Source organism: Treponema sp. OMZ 805, from assembly GCF_050937395.1.
Classification (GTDB): Bacteria; Spirochaetota; Spirochaetia; order Treponematales; family Treponemataceae; genus Treponema.
Genome location: NZ_JACCLP010000001.1, coordinates 315,092 through 338,095, shown reverse-complemented (window position 1 = coordinate 338,095; position 23,004 = coordinate 315,092). Strand labels below are relative to the sequence as shown.

The window sequence follows — 23,004 nt, the reverse complement described above, 5'->3', positions numbered from 1 at the left end:
CTGTTTCAAATAAAAAAGCCTTTATTAGAAAGCATGAGTGTTTCCGTCTATTCCGCAATAAACTTTTTTAAATACTATCAGCTATTGCGAAATAAGAAATGCCAAAGTTACCGCCGATTATCCTCATATCAGAGTTAGTCGGCAACTCCTTTATTTTATCTTGTTATTTTTTCTCTTGTCAAGGGGATGCTATAACCTTATCGGTTTTGGCAACCTCTTTTTAATTGCTGCAATAGCATTTGCATTGCAGCAGTATAGGTCTGTTCACGAATCGCATCGCGCACACCGCTAAACAGATACTTTTCAGAATATACAAAAGCAGCATTTTCATTACTCGCACAGGCAATACACACCGTCCCCACCGGCAGTTTTGGAGTTCCCCCGTCAGGTCCCGCAAGTCCGGTTACTGCAAGAGCATAACCCTTCTTGCCCGAAGAATCCGAAGCAATGGCTAAGGCTCCTTTTGCCATTGCAACTGCGGTTTCAATACTTACCACGCCAAAGTCTTCCAAAATTTTGGCAGGAACATTTAACAGATGATGCTTTGCCTGCTCCGAATAGGTTACCCATCCGCCCCAAAAAACTTCGGAAGCGCCGGGCACATCCGTAATGTATTTTGCAATTAAGCCGCCTGTTAACGATTCAGCCGTTACAAGAAAAAGATTCTTACGTTTTAGCTCGTCAAATATATAATGAATTTGTGGAAACATTAGCTACGCAGCTTTTGCTTGAGTTGTTCGGGAGACATGGAAAAGAGATTCGCATCAATTCCGGCATTGTCTCGTATCATCTGTACGGCACCTTCAAATGATACATTGTCTGCAATCTTAATACGGGCTGCATGGACATCCCCATGCACAATGCTACCGGCTTTCATCTCTATCTTATCGGCAGCAGTTAAAGAACCGTAAACAGTACCTTCAATAACGATCGAAGCGGCTCTAATATACTGAGTTTTACAAACTGCACCTTTTTCTATTAATAAAAAGCCTTGCGCATCTATAGCACCCGAAAAAGTACCTTGGATATGCAGGTCTTCAGTAAATTTCAAAAAACCGTCAAATACCGTCTCTTTCCCTAAAACGGTTAGTTTTTTTTCTTTATCGATTTTTTTCATGCAGCTTTCCTATGATTGAGTATAGCCCGTACCGAGCCGATAATCAAGAGGCAGACAGCCGCTATTGCTGCTATAAACCCTAAAACATCGCCCCAAAGCACATACCATGTATTCGAGTTTGTTGTAAACACAGGAATATCAACGCATATATATCCTTCGATAAACGGCGAAAGCATCGCAGTAATATGCCCATGCGGACTAATTGCCGCGGTTTGACCCGATGCAGTTGCCCTCACCATCGGTAAGCGGGTTTCTACAGCTCGAAATACACTCATACTTAAATGCTGATATTGACAGGCAACGCTTTTCGCCCATGCATCATTTGACATATTGACAAATAACCTTGCTCCATGACGCGCAAAACGTCTCGTAATATAACCGAACGTATCTTCAAAGCAAATTGGAACGGAAAAGTTCAATCCGTTCACCGAAAAAACTGTTGGCTCGGTTCCTTTTTCCCAAAAATGAGTATCATTCGCAAGCAATGCGTCATAAATAGCAGGAAATGTTTTTTTGTACGGAAAATGCTCCGTAAAGGGTACCAAATGCATCTTTCTGTATTGCTCGGGCTGCGGTGGAAATACGTTCTCCTTAGGGCGGAATAGTAAAGCAGCATTATAATCGAGCCGATCTTCTATACTCGCACCGGTTGGCGCTTTTACGGCATCGTCATTTCCGATTAAAAACGGTACCGGTTTCGTATCAAGATAGGTTAAAAGCTCATGTACAAGCTCAAAGGTATTTCGATCTTCACGATACCGATAATGCCAATCGATACGGGGGATAAAAGCGGTTTCCGGCCATACGACAAGTGCAAGTTTCGGATTATCGGCGATGGCCTGATCCGACAGTGTTTTCAGCGTTTTAAAATCTCTTTTATACGCCTCAATTCCTCCTACCCATGGATCGGAGTTCGGCTGAATAAGTGCGATACTTGCCGTCGGGGCATCTTTGTAATCCCGCTGGACGGACACGCCGTAAATCAATGCTACAATGACACAGAGACACCAAATCAACGCAGAGGCACGCTCCCGATATGCAAATGTACGAAACTCACGGAACCAGTTTTGCACCGGCTCCTTGCAATGCGGTTTTATTCCGGCAGCTATCCAGGCAGATGGAAAGCAGACTAACGCAGAGACACCCCATACCCCGAAAATCGATGCAATCTGAATGAGGGGTATAAACTGCCACTGTGAATAACCGACCAAGCCGTAAGAAAAGCCAAGGAACCCAAGTGTTTTAATGTACTCATATCCAATCCAAATGAGCCATTGTACGATAAAACCGTATCGGGGAAAATAGATATCAGCCAATTTAAGCAGTGGAATCGTGAGCATGTAATAAAAAAAATATTCCAGCGCAACAATATACATTGCAAGCGGATGAAAGCCCCATAACCAATAACTGAATATACAATAATTAAGTACGCCGTAAACTCCGCCCCACAAAAAAGAAGAAGGGAGCGAAATTCTACGGACTAAAATGAGAAGTGGGATAAAAATAATATAGGCAAGGAATGGCAACCCTGTCGAAACTAAAAAACCGGGCTGCGAAAAAGCAAAAAGAGCAGAAGAACTTACAAGTAGAGCGACATTAACACCCCAATAGGCAAGTTTTCTACTTCTTTGCATTCGGTACTTTCTCCCCTACAATCGGATGAACAGCAGCGCTCAATATCTTTCCCGGCCGAAATACGACCACCGAATGATCCGTAGTATTCACTAATTCACCCGTTTTGGGATTTCGCATTCCCTTTCGCCCCTTACGGAATTGTACTGAAAACGTACCAAAACCGCGAATTTCTATTGTTTCACCTCGTTGCAAAGCTTCAAACATTTCCGAAAAAAACAAATCGCTTATCGAATGAATATCCTTCAACATGTGATCTGTTTTTTTATAAATTGCATCAACAATGCTTGTCTTTGTTTGTTTACTTACTTGTTTATGTTTACTCATCTTTAACCTTCCAGATGGAATACAAAATTTTCTCTTAAAAGCAACCTTTCAAATAACAGTGCAAACAGCCAAACCGGTTGTTGTTTTAAAAAGGCAGAAGCGTAAGGAGATGTCATTTATATATCATATTCCCATTATCCTAATTACCATCGCCTACACCGGCAAATAGAAACACAAACAATAACATCTTCCGTACTTCTATTGATAAAGTCAAAAAAGGATAAGGGACAATGAAAATGTAAAAAGATAAATACGCTATTTTTGTGCAAAAGTTACATTATACAACTTTTGCATACGGGACTTTTTTCGTGCAGCGGCATTTTTTGTAATAATTCCCTTCCGAGCAGCACTATCGAGCTGATGCGCAAGTTCTTTTAATAACGTCATAGCAGATTCTGCATTTTTTTCAACAACAGCCAGCGTATACTTTTTAGCACATGTCCGTGCTGCCGACTTCACTGATTTATTATGGATACGACGTACTTCACTCTGTTTATGTCGTTTTATAGCAGATGCATTATTAGCCATTTAAAAACCTCCAATAAAATTGCTAGCATATAATACAGACTAGTGATATTAAACCATATCGATCTTTTTTGCAATAGCTTCCCTTAATTTCTTTTCTTCTTCTGACGGGAGTCCGAGTGCGGAAGCATTATCAAGATCATGCAAAGCTGGAATAAGTTGATTCTCTTGAAAATAAGCTAGTGCGCGCCTAAAATATACGTGGGCTTGATATCCGTTTATTTCAAGCGACTTTGTAAACATCGTAATTGCCTCTAAATTTTTATCCATCATCATCAATACGATACCTGCATAATAATACGAGCGGAAATTCTTAGGGTTTTCGTCAAGACTGGCAGAAAAATCCTTATATGCATTTTTATATGCACCTTGAGCAAAAAAAGCCATACCGCGATGTTTATAGACAATGGATGCAACCAATGCATTCGGTTTTTGATTTAATATCTTAGTGTACAACGTTTCCGCTGTTGGAAAATCTCCACGATTATGCGCTCTAATAGCATGGAAAATCATACTATCGATTGTTTCTAAAGCGGAAATATTCATCACTCCCTCATTGGATTTTTCCTCAATCTCTGAAGAATCACCGAGTAGATCCTTTGTGAATTCGTCGGCACGCGAATAAAACTGTTCACGCCGCTTATCAAGTTCCGTATTCAAACTATTTTGAGCATCTCTAATTTCTTGGAAGAGTATATCCGCGAGGCTGAGGCTCGCGTTAATTGAAGCAAACTTTCGTTTAAGCGGAAAATCAAAGGGAGAAAATTCAAATTTATAAATCAGCTCATGTTCAACTTCCGCCCACGCATCCTGTAAAATCGTTCTAATTTGGACTTCAAAGATCAGATTCTCAGGCAATAGTAGTCCTACCGTAAAACTTTCAGGAATATCAGCTAAAACATGAGTAGACTCATAACCGAATTCCCGAAAAGTACGGTCGGCACCTTTTCGCTCAACTTCTTTAACGGTAAAATTTTTTACTAAGATATTTTCTACTTCCCCGAGATTCTGCAAAAAGGGACATACAATCCGAATTCCAATCAAATCGGTTACAACAGGAAATTTAATTGACGGATCGGCAGGCGGAAATTTTAATAACTTTTCATAATAGCTGTCAAAACTTTTTACCCGCGTTTTATACGCAGGCAGTGCAGACACCTTAACGATTGAACGTAGATAATCTTCAAGACGTTTTAACAGAACAACAAAATGTGCATGATAATCGTTATATTGCTTTTTTAATTGATTTTTATCAGGTATCCACACAGTATTAAATGACATAATCAAACTCAGAGCAAAAAAATAGGCGGTATTCAATACCGCCTATTTGTATTAAGCAACTAATGCATTATTAGTTTGCAGCCTCTGTTGAATTTCCTGCTGCTGCAGAACCTTCAGAAGGAGTAAAACCTGCTTCGGTCGCCATCTTCTCCTGCTCTAAGAAGCGGAGAACTTGTGTTTGACCAAAGCGAGACATTTCAAGTTGCATACGCTCGTTGTTCATCTTTGTCTGGATACCCCAGATATCTTCATCAGCAAAATCGCGGACGGTGTTCAACACAGCTTTATCATAGATAAGCTTAACGTCTTTGAAGTAACCGACAAAAGGACCACCGTCATGCGCTGCATCACGAGTAACCAAGAACCCTTCAAAAGCGCTGAAAGGAAGTGACTTCGGATATACCGGATAGAGCCGAGTCTCACGGGCACGCACGTCCGTTAAATATGCAGGGTTATTCCATACAAGCTCTTTCCATCCGTCAAACAGCAGATAACCCATGAAATAGCGCTTTACTTCATTCTTTTCGTTGCGAATAAGTACGTAAAGACCATGGGGGAAATTCATACCGTAAGTATTAACCGCAATAGACTTGATAACGCCGGTATTGCGTACAACACCGTATCCGTCTTCAAAGCGGCCTTTTCCGGAAGCTTTTTCCTCATCGGTTGCTTCCTGAATATTTCCCTGATCATCAACCTGCGCAAGTGGTTCATAGCTGGGAATATTGAAAGTAGGCTCGATTGTTGCGCTCGCGTTATGCGCCCACAGAGGGAACTCAATGCGGACACCCATCATGGTTTGACCGGCAAAGTTCTTCGCTTCATCGCTTACCTTTGCTTCAGTAGCATGAGAAACCGCAACAGCAGTCGGATTGCGAGAAGATGAGTTCAAAACGACTTCCCACTGACCGATAGCCAGAGATGTTCTCATCAGAGCCTTCTGCTCATCGGTGTAGGTAGAACCTGCGACGGTCGCATAATCCATAACCGTTCTGCGGTTCTGAGTCATAGCACCGTTCTTATCCGCAAGGATATCTGCGTTCAATAACGCAAAGTCAACCAAAATTGCTTCTTCAGCAACCGCAAATGCACCAATAAAGAGAAGTGCAATCGCTACAAGTATGCTTGTTCTTTTCATTCAAAAGCTCCTTTTCCTGTTAAGAATGCCCTGTTGTTGATAAGTATACGAAAGATACTTATTCTTGTCAACTCTTTTTATTATCGGTTGAACTATGATAATTTTTTACATAGGCCGGCACACCGTCAATATAAAAATAAACGGCGCCGATATTTTTACAGTTTACCGCAATATTCTTCCGCAGCAATGTATAGACGGTATGAAAGTCCGGAGCCTTAATATCCGGCGTTAAAACCTGTGCAGGAAAATCGATATATAATGCATTATCACGCACAAAACAACTGCGAAGGCGTAATTCGGGATCGGCAAAACGTAAAAAACGGTGATCGGCAGGACCGAGCAGCAATTCATTCACTAACGATACGGCAAACTCAGACTCAGACAACGGCGGCAAATATCGTTCTTCAATACCGATGCCGCCATCACTTTGTTGAAAATACAAAAGCGTACGCTCCTGTTTAGAACTCGTCATATACGATAAAAACAACACTCCGGCAATTACGCTAAGCAGCAGCCGGCATATCAGCCTCGGCTTTGTAAAAAAATTCATCTCATACCTTACCTATCAGGGTAATCGCATCAGATATTTTTTGAAAATCCCCACAGAAAAATGAGGCTGTTCAACCAGAGTTGAACCTCTTCGCGGTTCAAATGGTTGCCCAACCTCATTTTTCTGCGATTCTTATCTATGTTGTCTGATGCGATTACCCTGCTTTTAACAATAAACCGCACGAAATTTTCGAAAAAATTTCGTGCAAAAGGAAGGCAACCGCTTCAAATATTTGAATGCGTTTGCCTAGTTTTACCTATTGTCCCTCAAATCGAGAGATAAATGCAGTGAGACCATTATATATTCCTTGCGCGCATTTTTGCAAGTAGGACGGGGTATTCAGGCGTTTTGCTTCTTCGGGGTTGGTTACGAAGCCCAGCTCGATGAGTACGCTCGGCATCTTCGCATTCCGCACGACAAACCATTCCTTTTCTTTTAAACCGCGGTTTTTACTCTCCTTCCCGATCTGAGCTTCCAGTCCGTCCGAAATATTCTTTGCAATTAAAATACTTTCCGTAGAAAATTCTTCTTCAAGCATGGAGTTTAAAATATGGGCGATTTCTTTTGACGTAGTATTTTTATCGATTAAATCACGCCGATAGTCGGGAGGCAGATACCAAACCTCAAAACCGTACGGTTTATTATTAAACGGAGACGCATTTGCATGAATTGAAATATATAGGATAGCTTCATTTTTTTTCAGTGGAACATTATTGGCCATCTCAATCCGCTCCGGCAATGTAGGATAGGTATCGCCCGAACGGGTAAGAAGGATTTTTTTATCGGGATAGGTTTTACGCAGCATTTCATATAACGAAAGCGAAACCGTTAACGCGATCTTCTTCTCGTAGACGGGGATAGTTTTACCGTTTTCGACATAAGAACCGGTCGTACCGGGATCTTTTCCGCCGTGACCGGGATCGATGAGGATGGCGCCGACACGGAAAAACGAGCCGGTATCAAACTGCTTAAAAAAAGTCTCCAACTGCGTAAAGAGCGCTGCGGGGAGCTGCGGTTGAGCATTTGATTCCATTTGAGGAGCTTGAACGATTACCGTTTCACGGTAATCTAAAAACATCAGCGGCGTACCAATCCGGCACTGCGCCGTATGATCACCGACCGTGAACGTGATTTCCTGCGAAAGCGGATCCCATGTGAGGTCGGCGCCGAGCGTTTTTGCCACATCAAGAGCCGATACGGTTTTCTCCGCAGCGAAAGCAGGAGCAATACTCAATAAGAGGAAAACACCGGCAATAAAAAGTGCGCTGTTATGCCTTTTCGCAGTCATACCAATAGAGTAATCCTTGTAGTCCGCCACGGATAAGCGCTTTCCAATATCCGTTCTTCCGCTGCATAGCCGATGAAATCGAAATACAACCAGACGCCGGAGCGGAGCCATCGGCTTCCGCCGGAGACACAACACTCACCGCAGAATTTTCCGCCGATTCGGAAGCGCACAATATTGAAGCAAGCCCCGGCTCTTCTGCAAGCGCTTGACACAGCAGTTCACGGAGCGACCTGCCTTGCAGATCGCGAGCAGTACCTAACGCTGCAACTAAAAAGTCCGGCAGTACAAAGCCTTCTTTTTCTTGGTAAACGGAATCCGCGAGTAACCGGTCGAAAAAAACACTCGAATCTACAGAACAATCTGCGACACGTTGAAGTTTTCTATCCGCAGCGGGATCCGCGGTAAGCACATCTACGCTTATTCTTGCCACAGCAGAAGCCGCAGTAAGCGCATCCGCAGCTACCTCTGCCGCGGCACTAGCAAGCGGCTCCGTAAATTGCAGAAAATTCGGCGGAAATATTTGCTGTTCTGCAGGGGAATGCAGCTCCGCCAAGAAAGCATCGGTTTCCGCAACATGAGGAGTAAGCCGCAGTACAATTTTACGGCAGGCTGTCTCGCTTGCCAGCACTGCTTCGCGACGGCTCGGCGCAGCGCTCAGTACATTGCCGCATTTTTCCACATTGTTCTGCGGGAACACCACCGTATCGCCCGCACCCGCTCGGGGAAACACATCTTTGATGAAGGGCGCTGCGCGTGCGGCTTCCAAGCCGTCGACGGCTGCAACCTGCCCGGGAATGGAAATCCATGCCCGCTCCGCAGACACAAACGGACAGTTTTGCTTGAGCGGGATAATGAAAGAATCCTTCCCGCAGGTGTGCAGTCGAGGCGAGCCGCCGAGTGCAAGGGTCAACGCTGCCGCCGTAATATCCAAACCGCAGCTGTAAGGAACCGTCCAGCCGGACATGTAACCGCCGGAAAGGCGGGCGGCGATCTCTCCGACAAAGGCCTTACCGCCACGCACCAGAATGTCGCCCTTCACTGCTCCGTCGGTTAAGCCGAGCGCATGAACGCCGCGTTCAAACACCGCCATAACCTCATCGGCAATGTCTTGCGGGCAATCCGACGGAATCGTATGCCCCATTTCGATAAAATACGGAGGAAAAAAGATATGCCGGTCGGCAAGCGCCGTTACGTACAGCCGCCCGTCGAAGACCAGCCCTTCAATCGAAAATTCGCTTCCCTCTATGTATTCTTCAACGATGACGCGCCCGCTCCGTGAATACCGCAATGCAGTCTCCGCAGCTTTCTGTAAGCCGGACATATCTTTGACGAGCGAGCATCCGCGGGCGCCCATATTATCGACGGGCTTTACCACCAGCGGGAAACGTCCGGCAAGTTCGCCGAGCCGCTGCTCAAGCGTATTTGCCGGAGCTGAACCCGCAACACTGTATCGGGAGTTTTCCGCTGCGGCAGCCGGAGCTGCAACACTTGAAGCAGTTTTCCCAGCCGCGAGATCGGCGGCGGTCAGCTCAATAAAAGCGGGAGACAGTACGCCGGCTTTACGGAAGCATTCGCGCATTCGTACCTTGTCCGTCGCATTGAGCGCTGCTTCGAGCGTGTGCCCGCGCAAGCCGCAGGCAGCCGCGATAGCGGCAACTGCGGCTGAGAAATCCGTCGCGGCGGTAAACACCGCATCAAGTCCGCCGTTCTGCTGTAAATACCGCGCATAGTCGATAAGGCGCGCGGTATCTTTTAAGTCGATACATACGAACTCATCAGCTTCCGTTGCGCACACCGCGGACGGATTTCCGTCGGCTGCAACGACAGTGCAGCCGGCCGCGCGGGCAGCGCGTATCGCAACGCCCTGCATAAAGCCCGCACCGAGCATAAACACCCGTTTCTTAGTCATCTATCGCTCCCTGCTTTACCGCATAAATCTCCATGCTGTCGCCAAGTTTAAAGAGCTTACTCACCAGCATCAATATATTCCAGCGGAATCCGCCTTTTTTTATCTTGGCCGCATGGGGGAACCGCTCCGGATGGTGCCCGATAGACACAATCTTTTTTACGGTAAAACCGTATCGCTCCAGCTGTTTTTTTGCCTGCCGCCTATCCCAGATGGTATAGTGGTCGGTCGGACTTTGCGCAAAAAAGAGGCGGCGATTCCACCGGCCGGTAACACCCGACAGCGCAGGCGTGGAAAAAGCAAAAATGCCGCCTCCGACCAAAAGATCGGCAACCTTTTGCAGCACCGAATTCAAATCTTGAAAATGTTCGATAACAAACCACATTGTAACGGCAGAAAAACCGCCTGATTCAAGCGGAATACTGAGCGACTGGTTATGCTGTTCGGTAAATGTTTTTTCAACCGTAAAAGGAAACCGTGCCGGAAGTACCGGAAAAGGCGCCTGACAAGCAGGAAGCTGGAGCGTCTTACAAACATAGTGCACAGCCTCCGCCGAAATATCGGTACCGACGGGATTCCAACCGGACTCCTTTGCAGCCGCAAGGAAAGGGCCATAAGCGCAGCCCACATCGAGAATCCGTTTCGTCCCGTGATGTAGGCCTTCAAAAAGCGATTCTTCCTTGCCGCCATTAAAGACCTTCGCATAGATTGCATTAATGATCGACATCCGCCGTAAGCCCTGCCGTTTAATCGATTCAAAGTCTTCCAGATAGGTCTTACCGTACTGAGCTTGATATTCTTCAAAAAAATACTGTTCGCCGTACTCTTTTTTTTCTGCAGCAATAAACGACGGATAGTACATCCCGCAAACAGGACAGTGCGAAACCGTTTTATTCTCTGCCCTGCCTTCTGGAGGAAGCAAAGCCTGCTCATCGCAAAGCGGGCAGCGGTGCGCGGTTGCCATAGAAAGCTTCAAGATAAAATCGGCGAGACTTTTCTCTTTTGACTGAGGTGTAACAATCGATGGAATACCGATACCTGCCTTGAACAACGCTTTAATATCCTGAACGACCGGTATGCCGGCGGGCATCGTTGAGAATCCCGCATTGAGTCCCAGTCGATAATGATAGTCAGTCGGAGAAACAAGGATAACGGCACAGCCTGCAGCGAGCGCTTCAAAGGCGGTAAAGCCATAGTGCGTTACAATGATGTCCCATTCGCAGAGCCTGTTCCTCAAGTTTTCCAAATAGGGATACACATAGAGATTCACCTTCTTCTGGGAATATTTTTTTTCATTAGGCTCAACGACGGAAACTTCAGCGCCGAGTTCGGCGAACATATAAGCAAGCGGAAGCCCCATGTGAGCAGCATCTTCTCCGCCGCAGACAATCAAGAGCTTTGCATTTTCAATGGGGAAAAAATATTTCCCGTTCTTTTCGTATTTTTTTAAAGCGCCGTCCCGCTTCCGCTTTTGCGGCAGTGCAATAAAGCTCACTTCGGTAATATTTGAGCGAAGCGCTTCGCCCGCTGCGGAGTGATCAGGAGCACGTGCAGCATGATCTATCGTATGTTCGGAGCGATCGACAGTACGGTTCGATACAGTATGCGAGGAATTTGAAGTCTTCGGCGCATCCGGCAAAGACTTCGGCGCCGATACGTCAGTCAAGTCAATGGAATACGGCAATGTAGGAAGAATATCGATCAGATAGTCGGCATATGCTCTCCCCTCCCCGCCTTCATCCAAGGCAACGACCGGCGCAATTTTTTTAAGCTGGCGCACTTCTTCCGCCTGCGTTCTAAAATTATCGAGGATAAACACACACGCTTGTTCGGGAATTTCATTGACGGTTTCAATACACCCCGCCTTCTTAATGATATCCTGCACAAACGGAGGCTGAAATGAATCGCTGAGATACAACACGGAGCGCAGCTGAGGGGAGAGTTCTTGCATCAACGTGCAGGCACGGCGGAGATGCCCCGTCCCCTGCCCTTCCCGTACCGACGGAACGAAAACGGCAATTCGGCCGGCGTAACGGCACGCCTTCATCACTGCGGAAGAAGACGGAGGCATTGCGGTCTTTTCTCGCTGCAGATACTGCATCATCAATTCCGCGCGGTCAAAATCCTCTTGCGTATCTACCGTTGTCCGCAGATGCGGTGCATACCATTGCAGCGGGGCGGTTTCCTTTACACAGATAAAAGTATCGGTATGCCGATAGAGGGCGGGACCGACGTGTTCATGATCATACGCATCATCGGTGAGCCGCTCTGCAGTAAGCAAGCTCTTTGCCTTTAAAATTTCGACACCGCTGCCGTGCGGAAGACCGGTATAGGTAAAGTAATCAGGCTCTCCCAGTTCCACAAAACGCTTAACGGAGGCTTCGGCGGCTTCGGTAAATAAAAAAGGATTATCACCCGTTGCACGGATAACCGTCGTAATGGGACGAAGCGAAGTTTCAAACTGCTTTACGACCGAACAAAAACGGCCGAGTACATCGGATTCCGAACCGCTGATGAGGGTATAATGAAATTGCTCTGCAAGCGAGGTAAACTCGGCAGCCGAAGCGTGATCGCAGGCAAGGATGTACCGCTCCGCAGGAATCTCTCGCATTGCTGCAAGCGTATAGCCAAGCAGCGGCTTACCGCAAAGGTTCAAAAGCGCCTTGCGCGGCAGCCGTGAAGAATTAAGGCGTGCTTGTACGACAACGGCAACGCCTGAATAAACGCTCATATAAAAGGCTCCCAATGCTCTATTAATGCACGGGCGGTGGTTGTAAACCGGTTTTTATTCAGTTCAGTCCACCGCCGTACGGCAGAAAAATGCTGCCATGCATGCAGCGGGTTTAAACCGGAGTTATGCAGATAGCTCCAGAATAACTTAAAAGGAATAGCCGCCGTGCCGCCCGTCAGCTCCGGCGCAAGATTCTTGAGATAAAACTGCCGGTACGAGGCATCGGTAGAAATATTTTCAGGCGCCGGTTCTCCTTCATAGTGAATCCTGAACGAAGTAAATATCCGGATCGACTCCCCCCAGAGGTGAGCGCGAAAGCCGAGATCAAGATTTTGCCAATAAGGATTCTGAATGGTATAATCAAAACCGCCGAGCTGCATACACTTATTTCTACTATAAATTCCCATAAAATCATAGGGATAGATAGTGGCTGTCTTATTTTTGATGCAGGGGAATTGTTCGGTCGAAAATCGGTTCCCGCTCAGACTGGGAACCATCTGATTGGGAACCGCTTCTCCCCGCACATTCGCCAGCACGGGCGCCGCGCAAAACAAATGTTCTTGTTTAATCTTTTCAAGTACCCGTTCGGTAAAACTCCCCGGCGGAATGTGCGTATCATTCCATATCACCATAATATACGGGGCAACTGTTTCTGCAAAACCGATATTGATCATCTCCCCGACAGTGAGTTTTTCTTGCGGGAATAAAAATCGTACGTGCGGAAATTTCGCGGTTAAGGTTTCCATATCGCCGGCATCGGGGCTTGACTCTATCGAAATAACGGATGTAAATCCTTCAGCTAACAGTTGCTCAAAAAAGAGCTGCCGATAATATTTTCTACCACGGTTAAGCACAATAACGCAGAAATCTTCCGACTTGTTCTGCCCCCGATACTGTATACCGCCGATAATAGTATGTGAAACTTTCCGCTCGTTAAAAGTTGTAGGTATAATATTCGTCACAATGTTCACACACCCCCTTATAGCAGGATTGTATCTGCTCACGGTAAAACACCTGTCCGTTTTCCCAAATCGTTTCGAGCGGCATCGTAAAGGCATTGCCGAGGACAACCGACCGATTGACATCTTCTTTACAGAGCGGAACGGTTCCATCCGTGCAAATAGACATATCCCGCTTGAGGTGCCAACAGGGATGCCGCTTTAACGGAGAAATGTCGGCAGGGCGGCGGTCGGGAAGAGTCCCGCAGAGGTGATCGTATTTTTGGATAAGCGGCTTTGCTTCCCGTTTTTCCCATAACCGGTAAAAGGACTCCAATTCCGCTTCATTTTCATTCATACGCGTCATCTGCACCCACACCGCTTTGGGAAAAACTTTTGCTAATTGATCCGCAAAAGTTACGGCCTGCTTCAAATAACGTTCGGCATCCTCATCGGAAAGCTGATGAACTGCACCGTATGTTTTTGACCCCGCCGCATCGATATCGATAATCCAGTAAATCGGCAAGCGCCCGCCATCCCTCGGCGGCACATCCCTGCAAAGTTGAGCGAGTTGCTCAAAATATTCAAAATTATATGCCGTTTTGTCCGCAATGCCGCTCGTTTCTATCAATATCGAAAGGTTTTGATGATTCAGTATCAGCGCTACAAGTGTTGCAAAACGAGGATACAGGAGCGGCTCCCCGTAGAGCGACAGCGAAATTACTGCGCTTTCGGAAAATGAGGCAACCGCATCGATGAGCTGAGCGGCGGCTTCAAAATCCATATAGCAAGAATCATCAAAGTTTTTAGGGAACAGATTCGGACGATAAATAGAATGTAAAGGATGATAAGCGACTATCTCCATACCGTAATAGGCAGGCAGCGGCCGCAGGAACTCTTGCCGCTCGGCGATATATGCGGCATAATTTTCCGCTGTGATGCCGGTAAACTGCCGACACAAGAGCCATGAAGCCTTGGTATCGGTATAAAAAGCGAGCCTGAGGTACCGCACATCATCAGGCGCAATCATCGTTTCCAAGTCGTAAGAGTTTATGTCTTTTTTAATAGTATCAAACAGAAAAGAACGGCTGAGCGGTACCTCCGCTGCAAAAGGAAGCGCCGCTAATATGGGGACAAGCCCCGCTGCAACGATTTGCGGAAGCAGCCCCTCAGGATACCCATCGGCAAAGCTGTATTCCGCCTTATAGGTACAATGCTGACCATAAAGCTGTGCCGCCCCCGCATTGTCTAAAAACGGAGCGTCCGCCCACGCAATAAAGATATGATCTGCTTCCGCTGCAAAAGGCGTAAGCGCCTTAAAAAAGGCGGCAGCGGTATTCTCTGCAACCGGAACAACCTGCACCGGCGGTAGGGCGGAAGGCTGAACATCATCGCAGTACTTTTGAATTGCAGCGCATTGCGCTGCTGCTGCGGTTATAATAGTACCCGCGTAATCGGGGAAACGGCTTGTACGCTCCAGTGCGGAAGCAAGGGCGGCACCTCCGCCTTGGGTAAGCGGCCGCAAAGCATAATCGGAAATACCGTTTGCAGCCAGCACAACAAAAGATTTCATACTCTCCAATATCGGCATAAAAGCATCTTCGGTAAACCGCAGGGCATCCTCAAAGCTCCGGTTTTTAAAAGATGCACGGGATTCAAGTTAGAAAGAAGCACGCGAAAGCGGCGAGCCGATCCACACGCCCTCTGCGCCAAGATATTCCTTTTTTTGCCCTTCGATAAGGAACTGCACCGATTTCACAGTCGAAAACTCCGTTGCCGTGAATACTACCTGCAAAAGCTGCGCTAAGGCGCCATCAATACCATATTGGTTAAACTGAAATTCCTCGCTCACATTGATAAAGGCGACACCGTCCTTTACCCATGCGGAACGGAGCTTGGTGTCGGGCGGAATAAGCGTCCGTACTCCTTGTTTTAACTCAGCCACGGTAGGAGCGGCAAAAAGAGCTTCGAGCGCATCACTCATCGGTGCATCTGATTTAGGCAGTAAACGGGTCGCACTTTTGGGAATGAGTTTCCCGTCCGCATCTACCCGTACCCAATAGATAACCGCTTTTCGTACCGCTGCCGGTTGACTTTTAGCGGTATCCGGTTTTGCCGACGTAGCTGCCTGAGGTTTCTGTGCTGATGAAGGAGCGGGTTGCGGCTGTTGCGCAGTTGCAGCAGTATTGCGCTGCGAAGTCCGTTCATCAGCCGGTTTTGACGTTGTCGGACTCGGTGCAGCTGTTTGCCCGTCTCTTTGTTGCGGATTAACCCTGCTATTATTTTCAGACTGAGGTTTCTTTATTTGCTCATTAGTGCGCGTATTGGAAGCTGCGGACTTTGCCGGTACAGCAGGCCGCTTATCAACAGATTGCTGCTCGGCACTTTGCTGCGGTTTAGCCGGTTCGGTCTTTACATTCGGCTCAGGCTCTTTACTGCCGTCACCCGTTACCGACACGCCATCCACACTATCTTCTTTAGATTGAATTTCGGGCAGTGCCTGTGGAGCTTCTTGCAGTTGTTCAGTTTTGTCTTTTAAGAATATACTCTTTGCATTCGTTTTCTCTAAAACAAAAGAAATCGTGTCTTTATTCAAGAAAAAAAGCACGGCAATCAATAAAATAAATACAATCCAAAAAAGACAGCCGAACGATATTTTTCTTTTTTTACGTTTTGCCATACGGTATATCATACGATACTTTATAGACCGTATGCAAGTAGGTAAAAGCAAGGTAAAAGCAAGAGATAAAGTTTTGACAATTTTCCGATAAACGATTGAGCATAACGGGTATTCAACCGAAAATAAAAATATGAGAGTGCTTTTATATGATCAAAACCTGCAAAGAAATAAAAGTCTCCACCGGTATCTCGAAGATGCCAACATACAAGTTACGGCTGCTTATTGCTTAAAGGATTTGCTTTCCAAGTTCAAAAGTCCGTCACTCAAAGTTTTGCTCATCGAACATAGCAGAATACAGCACTACAATATCGACATTGAAGAATTGCTCGACCGACTCGGCTTAACTTTTACCGTTATTGACTATACTGAAACGGAAACAACCTTTGATTTTACCGTTCATTACCTATCGGAATATTACTACTTTCCATTTACAACCGAAAAAGATAAAGAATTGATTAAAAAAGTTAAAAAGAAACTTCGCAAGTATAAAAAACAAAAAGAAAAATTTGTATCGCAGACAGAACCTCAAGCCATCAATGCCTATTCTGCCAATGCAAGTAGTGTCAATCGAATCATGGAACATTTCTCGGGAAAACAAAAACAACTGATTACAAGACTATTAGAAAAGAAAGATGGAATGAGTGTAGAAGAAATTATTCAAGTATTAAACGCACAAACAGCTAAAAATACCCACAACTATGCGCAGGCACATATTTATCGGCTTAGAAATAAATTAAACCGCTTACTCGGAGATGAATATATCATCTCATACAAAGATCACACATATCAACTGCTCCGCATTCATAAATAACAACAGTTGAGAACCTCTAAAAACTGAAGTTTTAGAGGCTTACCTTCGATGTAATTTTCGATCCGCTATCGTAAGCAGCTATAAAAACAATATCTTACCACAGAAAACATATCTTCTGTGGTAAGGTACATGTCTTCTATTATTTTGCTAAAACAGCAGCAATACGCTCAAGAACCTTTTTGCGATCGAGCGGTTTTACGATATAGTTCTTTGCTCCAAGCAGTAGGGATTTCTTTACCAACTCTTCTTTTCCAAGAGCGCTAATCATAACGACTTTTGCATTTTTATCAAACGCCATTATCTGCTCAAGAGCCGTAATACCGTCCATTTTGGGCATCGTGATATCCATTGTAACAAGGTCGACATTCGGACACAACTCTTTGTATTTTTCGACTCCTTCAAATCCGTCAACAGCAGTTGCAACAACCTCATAGCCTTCGCTAGTTAAAATCTGACCGATTTGTTTAGAAACGAAAATAGAATCATCCACCACCAGAACTTTATAAGCTGAACCATCAGCTCTTACACCGCCCGGGGCACGTTCGTTAATAGACGGAAAATCTTGTTTAGAAATCATAGCCTACTCCTCTTATGCTCTGTCGCGAATAGCAACGTTTATTTCAACTTTACCCTGCGCCGTTTCCATCGGTACGATCAATGCTTCAATATCACTGCTGGATATTGACATATTATCGCCGGTGAAAAGAGCTGGCGGGGTTAAATCGAATTTAAACCCAAGATCATGCAGCTTCGTTACTGCCTGTGCGGTAATGAGGTTTGCAAGTTCCGTAATCGTTGCACGCCCCAATTCATCAAATTCGGTGAACTCTTCCTGATTCATCGTCGATGCAATCTTTAATGCTGTTTCCAGCGTCATATCAAAAATAACACGACCTTCAACATCACCGGCCAAACCTACAATTGCCGCAACACCCATTACAGGCATACAAGTAGATTTCAAATACAAGTCACCGCGTTTAACTTCACCGCCGAGCACTTGCACTAAGATATTATAGGCAGCTTCGCTAAACGGATTGATATACTCTACACGCATCAAAATCTCCTTCCGAAAAAAATTAAACGAACAATAACATCCGTTACGGTACGAGGTCCGTTTTCAGTTTTATACAAACTGTGCATGACAGCCGTTATAAAACGGCTGCCAGCCCTCTGTTTATCAATAACTAAAAACCTTTGTCGATTTTCAGTTATCCGCTACAAGCTACTCTCGTGAGAAAGTAGTTATATCCCCCATTACTTGCCGCATCCATCCGCTCTGTTTAGGCATCATTTCATTCGCACCTAAGATAACGATACCGGTTGTTTTTAGTTTATCCCTAAATTCTTCCAATAAGATACTTTGCTTTTCTGCTTTCATAAATGATAATACATCACGAGCAAGGATAATATCAACATCCGGAACCGTATTTTGATGCACACAATCATGGTATTCAAACAAAATCATATCTTTTATTTCTTGATTGAAGCTATATGAATCATTCACTCCTTTGACCAAATACGGTTTAAATCTATTGATCACCTGATCTTCAGGAACGGTCAGCATCGGCGCATTGGAAATAGCTAATAAATCGGCATCATTGGCGTAAATCCTGATTGCGGCACGAGGATATTTTTGCTTCAACAGCACTGCGAGACTGTATGTTTCATATCCCGCATCGCAGCCGACATTCCAAACGGTAATAATTCTCGCATCATTATCGGGCAAGGCAGCCAACACCGTATTCATATATGAGTCGGACCAAAACCGGTGCGTATCGGGTGAAAGGAAATTGCTCAAAAACTCCCGCGCTTGATCTTCGGATTGTATTTGAATGCTCGAAGCGACGCGCATATCCCGCCATTCATAGTATCGCTTTTCCAGCCATGCAGCATTGACAGCGGAAGGATAGAACTGACCGAGAGCAGCAAGTGTATCACCGATAAAACGGATATCAAGCGCATCATTTGACTGCGTAACATCAGCTACACCGGTCTTTGCAGAATTGTCAACCGTCAGCGCTTCACCTTCAACAACTGTCGCTTTTGTTTCCGTTATGGTACGGGAAGCAAAAATACGATCGACATCCAATAAAATGTAGAGCTGTCCGGAATTCTCTACAACACCGTAAATATATTTAATATTGATATCGCCAAAAATAGGATGCGGCGGTTGAATAGTATTTTTTGAAACGCCGACCACTTTATCGATTCGGTCAACGACAATACCGAAAATCTGATCATCTACATTAATGATAACCATACTTTCAATGGTATCTTTTGCGCGCTGTTTAATCGGAATATTGAAAAAAATACGTAAGTCAATAATCGGAATAATATCACCGCGCAGGTTATATACTCCAAGTACAAAAGGCGCCGTATTCGGTACATAAGTAAAATTATTCGCTTTTGCGATCTCTTTTACTTTCATAATATCGATTGCATAATCTTTCTCTGCAAGAGAAAAGGTTATCATCTTAAAATCGATAACAGAAACGTGCTCACCGGCATAATCTTCTTGCAGTTCTTCATTCACTACTGTATTCAACTCGGTTTTTTCCATAGTTATTCAGTCCCCTTTTACCAGATGGAAGCCTCACGCCGTTCACGGGCATGCATTTCCTGTTTTAAGCCCAAATCAAGTAATTGCCCAACATCGATAATCAATGAAACGGAACCGTCTCCTAAAATTGAAGCGCCGGCAATTCCCGGAGAATTGGTAAACTGATCTTTCAAAGGCTTAATAACGACGTCTTCTTCACCGATAAGGCTATCGACCATCAATCCGACTTTCTTTTCAGCTGTTCCGACAATAACGATATAATGATGACCATCATCGCCTTTTTCCGCTGAAGGAACACCGAACAGCCTATTCAGGCGCAGCAAACTGATAACTTCATTACGCACATTAAATACTTCATAGCTGTCAATACGGTTAATCTCTTCACTGCGCACACGATGACTTTCGATAACGGAAGTAATCGGAATAGAGTACACTTCTTCCCCGACACGTATCAGCAACCCTTGGATAATTGCAAGCGTCAACGGCAATTTGATGGTAAAACGGGTCCCCCTGTTTTTCTCCGAAACAACCGTAACGGTTCCGTTGAGTTTTTCAATATGTGTCTTAACGACATCCAAACCAACGCCTCGCCCCGATACACTGGAAATCGTTTTTGAAGTTGAAAAGCCCGGTGCAAAGATCAGCTGATACGCTTCAACATCGGTGAGATTTTTACCCGGATGCAAAAGCCCCCGTTCTACAGCCTTTGCCTTGACAGCGTCAACATCAATACCCTTACCGTCATCGACAACTTCAATAACGATCATGTTACCTTCATTGCTCGCTTTAAGTAAAAGTGTCCCTTGTTCGGATTTTCCGAGTGCTTTCCGCTCTTCAGGGGTTTCAATCCCATGATCCATCGAATTACGCACACAGTGCATAATGGGGTCAAGAAGATCTTCGACTACCGATTTATCCAATTCGGTATCTTCACCTTCGATTACAAGCTGGATATTCTTATTTAACGTTTTGGAAAGATCACGAACAACGCGGGGGAAACGGCTGAAAATCTGACTGATGGGAACCATACGGATTTTCATAACCCCTTCCTGCAACTCACCTGAAATACGTCCCAAGTTTTGTGCGGAAGAACGGAACTTGGTCACCGAATATTTCATGGATGTTTCGAACTGGCTAAAAAGATCAAACATTCCGGCATAATCCGCCGCAAGTTCTTTCTTAATCGTATTTAAATCTGCCCCTTGCTGAAGTTTCTCAAGATAAGACGGAAATTTATCCAAAAGTTTACGAATCCGGTCTTTATATTCACTGTTCGCATTTTGGAAAAGCGCATAAAGCTCATTAAATTCCATCGCACTTTGGTTAAGCGAGGCTTTGGTAATAACCGTCTCGCTGACTAAGTTCAGCAAGTAGTCAATACGTTTTGCATCAACACGCAGTACCGATCCCGATGAGTGAGCGGCATTTGCGGCTGCAGCAGGAGCTTTTTTCGGATGTCCTGCATCTCCTTGCGTGGCCGGAGCGGATGCTTCCGGCTGAGATGTTTCAGCTTTCGCTCCTGTATCAGCAGCGGGCTGTGCTTCTGCAACCGGAGCAGGTTCTTCCGGTTTTGCCGCTTTTGTTTTCGAGGCGCTCCCTTCGGCACTGAAGGTGAGCTCATCGATTGCTGCATTAAGCGTTACATCGGGAATATTTGCGATCGATAACAAACTGCTTTCACTTGCCGTCGATGCGACATAGTATAGAACTTCAGGATGGAATTCATCTTCATAGAGCGCATCAAAATCGGGGATGGTTTTAAGCACCATCGCAGATTGTTTTAAGGCTGCGAATACTTGAATACCGCCGACGGTGTTCATTAAACTTGCTTCATCAAATTGAACACGGATAGCGTACACTTTACTATCAGCGGGCACCGCTTCACGTAATTCAAGGATTTCATATTCGGAAAGTAAAGACGCCGGATCGACGGCATTTTCGTCGCCGGAAGCTACAGTTTTTGCTTGCGGCTGTGCTGCCGGTTTAGAGGCGGCAGGCTTTGACGGCGAAGCTTTTGCAGCAGCTTTTTTAGTATCTTTCTTATCAGGGATATACGACCGCAACTTCGTTACCGTTTCAGACACATCTTGGCTATATACCTCACCATTAGATCTTGCCGCAAGCATATCCTTGATTATATCCAAAGAATGCAACAATAGATCAATGGTTTCTTCTGTAACTGTAACTTGATTCGACCGGATAGCATCAAGCAAATCTTCTACGGCATGAGTGAAACCGGATAATTCACTCATTTCAACGGTCGCAGAACCACCTTTCAAAGTATGAGCCGCGCGGAAAATTTCATCAATAGCTTCTTTATTGGTAGGATCCTGTTCGATAACAAGGATATTACTCTCCAACTGCTCTACTTGCTGCTCTGCTTCACTAAAAAAGTCTTTCAATAACTCTTCATTATTGATATCCAGATAATCACTCATATCAATAATTCTAATTGCTTTTCAAGATTAGTCAAGATCTCACACGAATTTTATTCAATTTAAGATTGAGGAAAGGTTGCAAAAGCGTACCGATTACCGAATCGCAACCGATACGCTTTTATCATGTTATTTTTTACTTTAAAAACTTACAGTATTTCTCACGATATTCTTTGACTTCTGCAATAATTGCAGGAACATCAAGAACCATCTCCATCATACTGATTTGTTCTTCATAGATCTTAGGATCTATTTGATTTTTGATTTCCGGTTCAACCACATGATAACACAAAAGTCCCAACGAGACTCCTGCCAACGGACCTGCAAAAGTAGGATCACCGTTTGTAACGGTTTCACAGGCAAGACCTGACGATTCGGCTTCGGCACCGCCGAGAAGCACTACTGTGTTCTCGCAGCCGTACTTTTCAGCTAAATCTTTAACCCGCTTTTGGTTTTCCAAGTCCATTGCGCCTGCGCTTGTTCAGACGAAGCATTCGGTTGCCGCATAAACAACTTCAGCGCCCGCCGACTCAGCACAAAGCTTTATGGCTTCCCCGGGAATGCCGTCGCGATCACCGATAATGATGACCTTTTTGCCTTTTAATTCCATAGCATACCCTCCAAGGAAATTATAGAAATCTCTAAAAACCGCACCGGATCTTTAGAGACATCCCTCTATCAAGGGAGATATTCTCCCCGATATTTCACTATTTAATCGGTCTAAACCCTTTACAGATACTTTTGAAGCGTATCTTCAATCTGTTTGGCGTTAAGACCTTCACCGGTCAGATGCTCCTTTTTTTCGCCGTCAACATAGATAAGAATTGAGGGCAGACCGAGCACCTGTTCTTTCATTGCAACTCTGCGTCCGAGACCGATATCGAATGAGCAGAACTTTACCTTTCCCGTATAGCGCTCTGCCATTGCGTGAACGTCAGGCATCAGCTGTTTGCACGGTACACAAGATTGAGACCAGAAATCAACCAACGTAACACCTTTCGATCCGTGTACTTCTTGTTCAAATGAATCTTTTGTTAATTCAACCATTTTAGTCCTCCTATACGCCGCCGCTCAAGCTCCATGGC

At 45.1% G+C, this 23,004-nt stretch carries 21 protein-coding genes; 1 reads left to right on the top strand and 20 read right to left on the bottom strand.

Going from position 1 to position 23,004, the window contains the following annotated elements; all coding sequences use genetic code 11:
* Positions 1-197 precede the first annotated feature (197 nt).
* From HGH47_RS01525 to HGH47_RS01460, 14 genes are all read right to left on the bottom strand, one after another.
* Complete coding sequence (locus tag HGH47_RS01525) at positions 198-710, bottom strand: CinA family protein (RefSeq protein WP_212565062.1); 513 nt, start codon at positions 708-710, stop codon at positions 198-200.
* On the bottom strand, positions 710-1,117 hold the full coding sequence (locus tag HGH47_RS01520; protein ID WP_212565063.1) for a bactofilin family protein: 408 nt from the start codon (positions 1,115-1,117) through the stop codon (positions 710-712). The genes HGH47_RS01525 and HGH47_RS01520 overlap by 1 nt, the downstream gene beginning before the upstream one ends.
* Entirely contained in the window at positions 1,114-2,751 is a 1,638-nt protein-coding gene (lnt, locus tag HGH47_RS01515; protein ID WP_212565064.1) for an apolipoprotein N-acyltransferase, read from the bottom strand. The genes HGH47_RS01520 and lnt overlap by 4 nt, the downstream gene beginning before the upstream one ends.
* Complete coding sequence (locus HGH47_RS01510; protein ID WP_432909862.1) at positions 2,738-3,076, bottom strand: HU family DNA-binding protein; 339 nt, start codon at positions 3,074-3,076, stop codon at positions 2,738-2,740. Before HGH47_RS01510 ends, lnt begins: the two co-directional genes overlap by 14 nt.
* 255 nt (positions 3,077-3,331) lie before the next feature.
* Complete coding sequence (gene rpsT, locus HGH47_RS01505) at positions 3,332-3,604, bottom strand: 30S ribosomal protein S20 (RefSeq protein WP_212565066.1); 273 nt, start codon at positions 3,602-3,604, stop codon at positions 3,332-3,334.
* A gap of 48 nt (positions 3,605-3,652) precedes the next feature.
* On the bottom strand, positions 3,653-4,885 hold the full coding sequence (locus tag HGH47_RS01500) for a RelA/SpoT domain-containing protein (RefSeq protein WP_212566587.1): 1,233 nt from the start codon (positions 4,883-4,885) through the stop codon (positions 3,653-3,655).
* 67 nt (positions 4,886-4,952) lie between these two features.
* Positions 4,953-6,020 carry a flagellar filament outer layer protein FlaA gene (locus tag HGH47_RS01495; protein ID WP_212565067.1) on the bottom strand — a complete coding sequence of 356 codons (1,068 nt, stop codon included), beginning with the start codon at positions 6,018-6,020 and terminating at the stop codon, positions 4,953-4,955.
* Positions 6,021-6,087: 67 nt separating this feature from the next.
* Positions 6,088-6,570: a GerMN domain-containing protein gene (locus HGH47_RS01490; protein WP_432909858.1), complete on the bottom strand. Its 483-nt coding sequence runs from the start codon at positions 6,568-6,570 to the stop codon at positions 6,088-6,090.
* Positions 6,571-6,826: 256 nt separating this feature from the next.
* Entirely contained in the window at positions 6,827-7,858 is a 1,032-nt protein-coding gene (locus tag HGH47_RS01485) for an N-acetylmuramoyl-L-alanine amidase (RefSeq protein WP_432909856.1), read from the bottom strand.
* Positions 7,839-9,767, bottom strand: coding sequence for an ATP-grasp domain-containing protein (locus tag HGH47_RS01480; RefSeq protein ID WP_432909853.1), 1,929 nt, complete (start codon positions 9,765-9,767; stop codon positions 7,839-7,841). The genes HGH47_RS01485 and HGH47_RS01480 overlap by 20 nt, the downstream gene beginning before the upstream one ends.
* Positions 9,760-12,495 (bottom strand): cytidylyltransferase domain-containing protein, encoded by a 2,736-nt coding sequence (locus tag HGH47_RS01475; RefSeq protein ID WP_432909850.1) that lies wholly within the window; start codon positions 12,493-12,495, stop codon positions 9,760-9,762. Before HGH47_RS01475 ends, HGH47_RS01480 begins: the two co-directional genes overlap by 8 nt.
* On the bottom strand, positions 12,492-13,457 hold the full coding sequence (locus tag HGH47_RS01470) for a hypothetical protein (protein ID WP_432909847.1): 966 nt from the start codon (positions 13,455-13,457) through the stop codon (positions 12,492-12,494). The genes HGH47_RS01475 and HGH47_RS01470 overlap by 4 nt, the downstream gene beginning before the upstream one ends.
* Entirely contained in the window at positions 13,429-15,006 is a 1,578-nt protein-coding gene (locus HGH47_RS01465; RefSeq protein WP_432909844.1) for a spiro-SPASM protein, read from the bottom strand. Before HGH47_RS01465 ends, HGH47_RS01470 begins: the two co-directional genes overlap by 29 nt.
* 87 nt (positions 15,007-15,093) lie before the next feature.
* The gene (locus HGH47_RS01460) at positions 15,094-16,113 is read right to left on the bottom strand and encodes a GerMN domain-containing protein (protein ID WP_212565073.1); all 1,020 of its coding nucleotides are present in this window, start codon (positions 16,111-16,113) and stop codon (positions 15,094-15,096) included.
* 130 nt (positions 16,114-16,243) lie between these two features.
* On the opposite strand from HGH47_RS01460, the gene HGH47_RS01455 reads away from it, so the two are divergent.
* Complete coding sequence (locus tag HGH47_RS01455; RefSeq protein WP_212565074.1) at positions 16,244-16,924, top strand: helix-turn-helix domain-containing protein; 681 nt, start codon at positions 16,244-16,246, stop codon at positions 16,922-16,924.
* A 139-nt stretch (positions 16,925-17,063) separates the two neighbouring features.
* Here HGH47_RS01455 and HGH47_RS01450 read toward each other — a convergent pair whose 3' ends face one another.
* The 6 genes from HGH47_RS01450 to trxA form a co-directional block, all read right to left on the bottom strand.
* On the bottom strand, positions 17,064-17,501 hold the full coding sequence (locus HGH47_RS01450; RefSeq protein ID WP_212565075.1) for a response regulator: 438 nt from the start codon (positions 17,499-17,501) through the stop codon (positions 17,064-17,066).
* Between the two features lie 12 nt (positions 17,502-17,513).
* Positions 17,514-17,978: a chemotaxis protein CheX gene (locus tag HGH47_RS01445; RefSeq protein ID WP_432909839.1), complete on the bottom strand. Its 465-nt coding sequence runs from the start codon at positions 17,976-17,978 to the stop codon at positions 17,514-17,516.
* Between the two features lie 168 nt (positions 17,979-18,146).
* Positions 18,147-19,484, bottom strand: a complete 1,338-nt coding sequence (locus HGH47_RS01440) for a CheR family methyltransferase (protein WP_253675329.1) — start codon at positions 19,482-19,484, stop codon at positions 18,147-18,149.
* Positions 19,485-19,501: 17 nt separating this feature from the next.
* Positions 19,502-21,922 (bottom strand): chemotaxis protein CheW, encoded by a 2,421-nt coding sequence (locus HGH47_RS01435; RefSeq protein WP_253675330.1) that lies wholly within the window; start codon positions 21,920-21,922, stop codon positions 19,502-19,504.
* Positions 21,923-22,055: 133 nt separating this feature from the next.
* Positions 22,056-22,529: a glycine/sarcosine/betaine reductase complex selenoprotein A gene (gene grdA, locus HGH47_RS01430; RefSeq protein WP_162663353.1), complete on the bottom strand. Its 474-nt coding sequence runs from the start codon at positions 22,527-22,529 to the stop codon at positions 22,056-22,058.
* A 119-nt stretch (positions 22,530-22,648) separates the two neighbouring features.
* On the bottom strand, positions 22,649-22,966 hold the full coding sequence (trxA, locus tag HGH47_RS01425; protein ID WP_016524044.1) for a thioredoxin TrxA: 318 nt from the start codon (positions 22,964-22,966) through the stop codon (positions 22,649-22,651).
* Positions 22,967-23,004 lie beyond the last annotated feature (38 nt).